This is a genomic window from Hymenobacter citatus, from assembly GCF_014333615.1.
Taxonomy (GTDB): domain Bacteria; phylum Bacteroidota; class Bacteroidia; order Cytophagales; family Hymenobacteraceae; genus Hymenobacter; species Hymenobacter citatus.
Map to the genome: position 1 here is coordinate 153829 of NZ_JACSCY010000011.1, position 8253 is coordinate 162081.

The 8253-nt window shown below is 59.3% G+C and carries 6 protein-coding genes; 2 read left to right on the forward strand and 4 right to left on the reverse strand.

The window, feature by feature from the left end:
- Nucleotides 1–8: 8 nt before the first annotated feature.
- Together H8B15_RS14375 and H8B15_RS14380 are read right to left on the reverse strand one after the other, a co-directional pair.
- The gene (locus tag H8B15_RS14375) at nt 9–1640 is read right to left on the reverse strand and encodes a hypothetical protein (RefSeq protein WP_187320365.1); all 1632 of its coding nucleotides are present in this window, start codon (nt 1638–1640) and stop codon (nt 9–11) included.
- Entirely contained in the window at nt 1621–2301 is a 681-nt protein-coding gene (locus H8B15_RS14380) for an RNA polymerase sigma factor (protein ID WP_187320366.1), read from the reverse strand. Before H8B15_RS14380 ends, H8B15_RS14375 begins: the two co-directional genes overlap by 20 nt.
- Nucleotides 2302–2645: 344 nt before the next feature.
- On the opposite strand from H8B15_RS14380, the gene wrbA reads away from it, so the two are divergent.
- A complete protein-coding gene (gene wrbA, locus H8B15_RS14385; protein WP_187320367.1) occupies nt 2646–3257 on the forward strand; it encodes an NAD(P)H:quinone oxidoreductase in 612 nt (203 codons plus the stop codon).
- Nucleotides 3258–3453: 196 nt separating this feature from the next.
- Here wrbA and H8B15_RS14390 read toward each other — a convergent pair whose 3' ends face one another.
- Nucleotides 3454–4197: a LytR/AlgR family response regulator transcription factor gene (locus H8B15_RS14390; RefSeq protein ID WP_246455497.1), complete on the reverse strand. Its 744-nt coding sequence runs from the start codon at nt 4195–4197 to the stop codon at nt 3454–3456.
- A gap of 4 nt (nt 4198–4201) precedes the next feature.
- A complete protein-coding gene (locus tag H8B15_RS14395) occupies nt 4202–5344 on the reverse strand; it encodes a sensor histidine kinase (protein WP_187320368.1) in 1143 nt (380 codons plus the stop codon).
- 329 nt (nt 5345–5673) lie between these two features.
- On the opposite strand from H8B15_RS14395, the gene H8B15_RS14400 reads away from it, so the two are divergent.
- Nucleotides 5674–8178 carry a TonB-dependent receptor gene (locus tag H8B15_RS14400; protein ID WP_187320369.1) on the forward strand — a complete coding sequence of 835 codons (2505 nt, stop codon included), beginning with the start codon at nt 5674–5676 and terminating at the stop codon, nt 8176–8178.
- The last annotated feature ends 75 nt before the right edge of the window (nt 8179–8253 follow it).

Here is an 8253-nt window from a genome sequence, read left to right on the forward strand (position 1 = left end):
ATGATTTATTAATGCACAGTTACGGCCTTGCCACCGCCAAACTCTACGCTGGCTTCTACCCCTACCATATATGGCCGCGAGCGGCGCAGTAGTGCCTGGGCAGGGTCGCGGTTGAGGGTAGTGAGGCCGGCTTCGGCGGTAGGACCAGCCAGAATGGCCCAGGTGGCACCAGCCGGGCGGTACTGCACCCCACCGCCGCCGCGCACGGTGGCAATTACCTGACGGTAGGGCGAGTTAGCAGTGCTTAGCGAGTACTCCCGCGTGGCTGCGTCTTCGTCGGCTACTTCTACCCGGCTGCCCAGCAGCAAGTCTACGGCGGCGCCTACCTTCGCGTAGAGCGATACCCCCGTTCTCTGCGAGCCATAGCGAGCGGCCACGGGCACGCCTACCGTGCGGTAGCGGTAAGAAGTGGCGCGCGGCGTGGCCGTGTAGGCTACCGCGTCGCGGGCATACGCGGCACTGTTCGAGAACGAATTAGGCGCAGCCTGATACGCGGCCGTAGCACGGCCCGCGTAGGCCGTTTCGCTTTGCGCCACCGACGAAAACGACGTTTCGGAGGAGGCGCGGTACTCGGCGGCTTCTACACCGGCCAGCAGCACCCAGTGCTTGCCAACGGGGCGAGCTGCCGTAAGGGCCATGCGCTGCCCTACCCCAGCACGCAGGTTCTGGCGGTATTCAGCAGCACCCGCTTCATACGCCACGTTCTGCACGCCCCGGCTATCCAAAAACGCCAGGTTGTTGATGGCCGAAGCAGTACTCTGGGCGCTGGCCTGAGCAAAATTGATGTTGGGGTTGAACGCCGATACAGCATGCGAACCGCCGAAACGCCAGCCGCCCAATGTTCTCTTCTTTTTATCTTCTTCCTCCACCGGTGGCATCGCGGCAGCTAGCATGGGCGGCGCGGCCAGTAAGGAAGGCTTCAGCGTATCGGGGTGGGTGAAGTGGCCCAGAGCCGAGCCCAGCCGAGCCGCCCGCGCCGTAAGCAACTCCCAAGTGCTGGCGCTAGCCTCGGTCCCGTGGCTGGCCTCGGTGGTAGCGGGCATATACGCGGCAAACACCGGCGAACCGTTGCGCGAGAAGGTATTAGCAAACCCAGCAGAAGCACTGGCACCAGCGCCAGCCAGTTGCCCCCTGGTATAAGCAGACCTACCCATCGAGCCCCCCTCCGGCTGCGACAGCGCGGCCAGTAGCTGATTGCCAGCAGATGTTTCTCCAAGCTCGGCGGCCATGTCCAACTCCTTCTTTCCTTGGCCCGCGAGTACAGTCCCAGCTTCTGCCAGGGAGCCGGCTTGTGCGGCGGCCCGGCGTTCAGCGGCAGTAGCGGAGTAGTCGGCCGCGGCATGAGTGGTGGTGGTGGCTAGTTCTGGGGAAGTGGCGGTTTGCAGTTGTTGCACGCCCAACCAGCTGCCTGCACCCAGCAGCAGCAACACGCAGGCTGCCGCCACCCAACGGTGCAGTAGCAGCCGCTTGCGGTAGGTTTCGTTTTGTTGAACCAATAAGTCGTGGTCGAGCTGTTCCCACAGCTGGAGGCGGGGCGCTACTTCGGCCTCGCCCAGCTTTTGCCGGAACAGGTACTCCAGGTCGCCGGTAGGCCGGGGGTCCGGAGAGGTAGGGGCGGCTTTATTTGCGGAGGTGCCCATGAGAATGCTGCGCGTCGAGGCGCTCAAGTTTGGTCTTCAAAATAACACGGGCCCGCGAGTACTGCGACTTGCTGGTGCCCTCGGAGATGCCCAGCATCTCCCCAATTTCTTTGTGGCTGTAGCCTTCGATGGCGAACAGGTTAAACACCATGCGGTAGCGTGGGGCCAGTTCCTGCACCACGCCCAGCAGGTCTTCAAAGGCGTAGTTGGCCAGTACAAATTCTTCCCCGGCCAGGTCCTCGGGGTAGTCGCCGCCGTCGCTCACTGCTACCAGGGGCATGTTGCGGCGGTGCTGGCGCAGGGCGGCATTCACCATAATGCGCCGGATCCAGAACTCCAGCGGGCACTCCCGCCGGAAGCTGCCCAGGTTCTTAAACACCGTCAGGAAGCCTTCCTGCAATACATCTTCGGCCTCGAAGGTGGTTTGGGCGTAGCGCAGGCACACGGCCATCATGCGCGGCGCAAACCGCTCGTAGAGGTGCTTCTGCATCAGGCGACTACCGTTCAGGCAACCGTCAATCAGCTCGGCCTCGGTGAGCTGGGCGGGGGGCGTCAGGCGGCGCACGGCGGCAGTTGGTGCAGGCACCTCTTCGGCCGTTTGTCGGCTGAGCAAGCCGCGCAACGCCCCCGAAACCCCAAAGGCACTAGCCAGCGCACTCATTGGGCCACGCTACCAGGGTAGGCAGCAAAAGAGCGTACAGGAATAGCTTGAAAGGCGCAGGGGCAGCAGTACGGATGCAACATACAACGCAGAACAGTAAAATAGGAAGCAGATAAAGGGCGTGGCTAACAGTTGTGTGTGGTAGATGCTACCTACCCTGGGCAAGGTTGCAACGGATAACATAGTTACGGCATTTTATTTATCAACATACTCACTATCAATATTTTAAAAATTAGCTAAATTTCAACAGCACAACTATATAGCATTATTTAATGTATGTACATATATTACCCTACCGGTAGGTGCCGGTTCCTCTTTCCTTTTCATCCCTTTTTATTTCGCTCATGAAAACACTCATCCTATTTTACTCCACGTACGGCCACGTGTATAAGCTGGCCGAAGCCATTGCCGAAGGCGCCCGCGAAGTAGACGGTAATGAAGTAGTGGTAAAGCGCGTTCCCGAAACCCTACCCCAGGAAGTGCTTGATAAAACGGGCGCCACCGAAGCGCAAAAAGCCTTTGCCCACGTACCAGTAGCCACCCCCGACGAACTGACGGAGTACGACGCCATCATCCTTGGCACCCCTACTCGCTACGGCAACATGTGCGGCCAAATACAAGCTTTCCTCGATAGCACCGGTGGCCTGTGGGCGAAAGGTGCGCTGGTGGGCAAAGTGGGCGGCGCTTTTGTGAGCACGGCTACCCAGCACGGCGGTCAGGAAACAACCATCCGGGCGATGCACACGGCACTGCTGCACCACGGCATTATTCTGGTGGGCCTACCCTACGCGTGGCAGGGCCAGATGGGCCACCACGAAGTAACTGGCGGCACGCCCTACGGCGCCAGCACTGTGGCCGGCGGCCAGGGCGAGCGTCAGCCCAGCGAAAACGAGCTGGAAGGCGCCCGTTTCCAGGGCAAGCACACTGCCCAGATTGCCAAGAAGCTGGCTTCGTAGGCCAGTACGTCTTGAGGCGTAAGCGCCCCAGAGCATAAGAACGTCATGCTGAGCGGAGCCGAAGCATCTCTACCGTGAGTAATCAATTCACTATCGGTAAAGATGCTTCGGCTCCGCTCAGCATGACGTTCTTTTTATTTGCTGCTTTCAGACGACACGCTTTCGCTCAACAAGACCGGTGGACTTTTCCCTACCCTCACAACTGCTGATACCCCCGCAGCCGCTCCAGCAGCACCTCGCGGTAGGTGTCGCCGATGGGCAGGAGCTGGCCGGCCACCCGTACCCGGCCGCGCTCCAGGTACTCCACATGCGCCAGGGCGATGAGGTAGGAACGGTGAATGCGTACGAACCGGGCCGGCGGTAGCACTTCCTCGGCCCTTCGGAACGACTGCAACGTGAGCAGCCTCCCCTGGGTGGTGTGCAGCAGCAGGTATTCCTTGCGGCCTTCGATGTACTGAATCTCAGAGAAGGCCACCCGACGAAGCTGGCCATCGTGCCGCACCAGAATAGCTTCGGGCGGCGGCTCTGCCGGCAATGCGGGCAGGGCCAGTTCACTGCGTTCTGCGCCGCCGTATACCTTGCTCACGGCCTGCACAAACCGCTCGAACGCTACAGGCTTGAGCAGATAATCGGTAGCGTTCAGTTCGTAGCTGCGCACGGCATATTGGTCGTAGGCAGTAGTGAAGATGATACGTGGAGCGGGGGCGGGCAGCAGTTGCGCTAGGTGCAGCCCGTTGAGGCCGGGCATCTGGATATCCAAGAAAACCACATCGACGGGCTGCGTGCGCAGAAACGCCAGTGCTGCAACGGCATCGTGAAACTGAGCCTGCACGGCCAGAAACGGCAACTGGGCGCAATAGCTAGCCAGCACATCCAGAGCCAGCGGCTCGTCGTCGATGAGGACGCAGGACAACACACGCAGCGCGGAAGGGCTTTCCATAAGCTTATAAAATAACGGCCGTAGGGCGCAGCTGCACCGCGAGGGTAGCGCAAAACGCCTGCCCTGTGGTGCTAATGGTTAACTCATGGCGTTGTGGATAGAGCAGTTCTAACCGCCGCCGTAGGTTGGGCAGCCCTACCCCCCCGGCACTTTCCAACAAGGCAGGCGACGGATCGGCCACCGTGTTGCGCACCACAAAATACAGCGCACCCACCGCATCCAACTGTAGCGCAATGCTGATGGCGGGGGCCGGCGCCAGCAGATGGCCGTGCTTGAAGGCATTCTCGACCAAGGGTAGCAACAGCATGGGCGCTATCGGAAATACGTATTCGGCGCCGGGCGCCAGGTCTGTATGCAGCTGCACAGCCGCAGCGGCATTACCGGGTAGGCGCAGGCGCTGCAAGTCCAGGAAGCCACGCAGGTGCGTGAGCTCCCGAGCCAGCGGCACGGTGTCGGAGCCGCTTTCGTAGAGCACGTAGCGCATAATTTCAGATAGGCGCAACACGGCCTCGGGAGCGCGAGGCGAGTGTTGCAGCGTGAGGGCGTAGATGTTGTTGAGGGTATTGAACAGGAAATGCGGGTTTACCTGCGCCTTCAGCAACGACAACTCCGTGACCAAGTGCTGGGCCTGCAACTCGCGGCGGTTGTCGCGCTCCTGCACATAATCGACGGCCAGGCGCAAGCTGCCACTGAGAAATATAAGTAGCAGCCCTAGCACCACATGGTAGTTGCTGAGCATTCGCACATGTTGGGCCAACGTAAGCGTCCAGCGGCCCTGCTGCACCCCCTCAGCATAGAACACGCTGATACCGATGCGCAACGCGGCAAATAGCAGGACGCCTCCTACCACTGCCCCGGCATAGAGTACCAGCCGCCGCGCCGGCAGCAGGCGCGACAATACCATCCAGTGAAAGTAGAACAAGGCGCAGTCGACGGCATCTACCCACAAAGCCTTCAGAAAGAAGTGCCAGCCAGTTTCAGTTTCGTGGTAATAGATACCCATCTGGCCATACCACAGCTGAAAATCGGTGAACAGCAGCAGCGCCAGCCACACCACGTGGGGCCACGGCCGAAGCGGCAGCCACACGGGCAGCCAGGGCCGCGGCCGGTGGTGCACGGCCTCAGTAGCAGAAAGCGAAAAGGACATAAACAAGCGCAAGGGGTAGGCCGTCACAAGTAACAAACTAGCGCTTTACATCCAGTTGATTTTCAACAAACCAAGCGCGGGCAGTGCCAGATGCCCTGCTTTCTTCAACGAAAATAGCTGGCGAGCTAATAGGACTTTACTGCCTTTTGTTGAAGCAATTAGCACTTTGATGAGGACATACGCTGAGTTTATAGAAATTTAATATCATCTATATGCCTATTGATCTATGTTTGGCGTTGGTTAGCCGGTGCAACCCTCGCTACCCTTCCTGAATCCTTGCCCCGGCTGCTCCTTACCGTGCTCTTTATCGCCTTCCTTTTTATACTTGTATGAAGCATTACATTACTCAATTGCTGCTCGCCGGCGCACTTGGCTACGGCCATACCGCACAGGCTCAATCGGCGCCGACGCCTACGGCCCAGAGCACCACTACTCGCCTCACAGGCACTGTGTTAGACGAGGCCAGCAAGCAGCCTGTGCCGTTTGCCACGGTGGCCCTTCTACCCCCTACCGGCGACAAGCCTGTGGCCGGCGCGGCCTGCGACGAAAAGGGCAGCTTTGTGCTGACGGCTCCGGCCGGCACCTACCGGCTGGTAGTTAGCTTTGTAGGCTACACCAGCCGCACCGAAACCGTAACGCTGGGCGCCACCGCTAAAAACATGGGCCAGCTAACGCTGGCAGCCACCTCGCAGAAACTAGGTGAGGTAACCGTAGTAGGCGAGAAGCCATTAGTAGAAGCCCGCCCCGACCGCATTGTGTACAATGCCGAGGCCGACGCCACTAACACCGGCGGCACGGCTTCCGACGTGCTACGCAAAACCCCGCTGCTGAACGTGGATGCCGACGGCAACGTGCAGCTACGCGGCTCCAGCAACCTGCGCGTGCTTATCAATAACAAGCCCTCGGCCATCTTGGCCGGCAACCTGGCCGAAGCGCTCAAGCAGATTCCGGCCGATCAGATTAAGGCCGTGGAGGTGCTCACTACCCCATCGGCCCGGTACGATGCCGAGGGTACAGGCGGGGTAGTGAATATTGTCTTGAAAAAGAATTCGTTGCAGGGCGTGAATGGGCGCGTAGGCGCCGGAGTAGGCAACCGCAACCAGAACCTGAACGGCGCCCTGAATGCCCGCCGCGGCAAGGTAGGCTTCACTAGCAGCCTCAGCGGCTTCTACAATCAATACCCCGGCCGCAGCAACAGCTCCCGCACCGACTACCTGGACGGAGCCACTGGCCAACTCACGCAGAACACGGAAAATAAGTCGCGCGGCGGCGGCGGGTTTGGTAAGGTAGGGCTCACCTTCGACCCTACCGAGCAGAGCGGTTTCACGCTGGACTTCACCGGCAATGCTTACCATAGCATCAACGACCAGGACCTGTTCAATCAGTACCAAGTGCTGCCCCAGCTGGAGCAGTACAACAGCCTGGATACGCTCTACACCCGCGACATTCGGCGGCGCACGCCCTCGCGCAACTACGATGTGAGTGCTGGCTACACGCGCACTTTCAAAGACCAGCCCCGCCGCGAATGGAGCGTGTTGGGGCAGCACTCCGTGAGCCGCTCGCGCCAAAACTACACGCTGGATCAGTTTCGTGCTCCTGAGGCAGTAGAAAACGGCAACGCACTGGAATACCAGGAGCGGAGCGAGAACCTAGCCCTGAACCGCGAAAATACCATCCAGACCGACTATGTGCATCCTTTCAAGGGCAAGACCACGCTGGAAACCGGGGCCAAAGCTATTCTGCGTCAGGTAAATAGCGACTACGACTTGGATACGCTGCGCAAGGGCCAGCAAGCAGACTTCGCTCGCAACGACCTTCGTTCCAATGCCTTCGACTACCGCCAGAACGTGCTGGCGGCGTACGGCAGCCTGGGCTTCAGCCTGGGCAAAAAGTACAGCTTCACGGTGGGCACGCGGGCCGAATACACGGATATCAAGGGTGAGTTTTCGGGTGAAAATGGCCGGTTTCGCAACGATTACCTGAATGTGCTGCCTACCCTGAGTGCTACGCGCAACCTCAAGAAGGAGGGCCAGACGCTGGGCATTACGTACGCTCGCCGCATTCAGCGCCCCCAGATCTACTTTTTGAACCCCTACGTTAACCAAACCGACCCGCGTAACATTTCCTACGGCAACCCCGAGCTGCGTCCTGAGTTGACCCAGAATATCGACCTGTCGTACAACACCTACGCCGAAAAGTCGTCGCTCACCGTCTCGCTCTACGGGCGTCGCACCAACAATTCCATCGAGTCAGTACTGTTTTATAACGCAGAGCAGGGCCGCAGCGAGTCTACCTTCCGCAACATTGCTAGCAGCAGTACCATTGGCTCCAACATCTACACTTCCGTACGACCGGTGAAAGGCTTGCAGCTGGGTGGTAACTTCGATCTGAGCTACATACGCCTAAACAGCCCGGCGCTCAACCGCACCAGCAGCCGCTTTATGTACGGCGCCAACGTTAACTCTTCTTACAAATTCAAGGAGAAATACACGGCGCAATTCTACGCGGGCTACTACGCGGGATGGGTACAGCTCCAATCGCGCAACTCGGGCTATTACTATTACTCGGTGGGCCTGAAGCGCACCTTCCTCAACGACAAAGCCGACCTGACGCTAAACGCCAATACGTTCTTTCAGCCCGGCATCAACTTCCGTAATACCACTACCACCGACCGTTTTATTAGCCGCAGCAACTACTTCAGCTACCAGCGTAACGTGCGCCTGTCGTTCAGCTACCGCTTCGGCAAGGTTGATAGCAGCGCCCCCCAGCGCCGGCGCCGCAGCATCCAGAACAACGACAGCAAAGGCAGCAGTGGCGGCCAGCAGGGAGGGTAGTGGTGAGATGGTGAAGTTGTGAAATGGTGAGATAGTGAAGTGGTGAGATGGTGAGTTAAAAAAGTGCTGTCATCC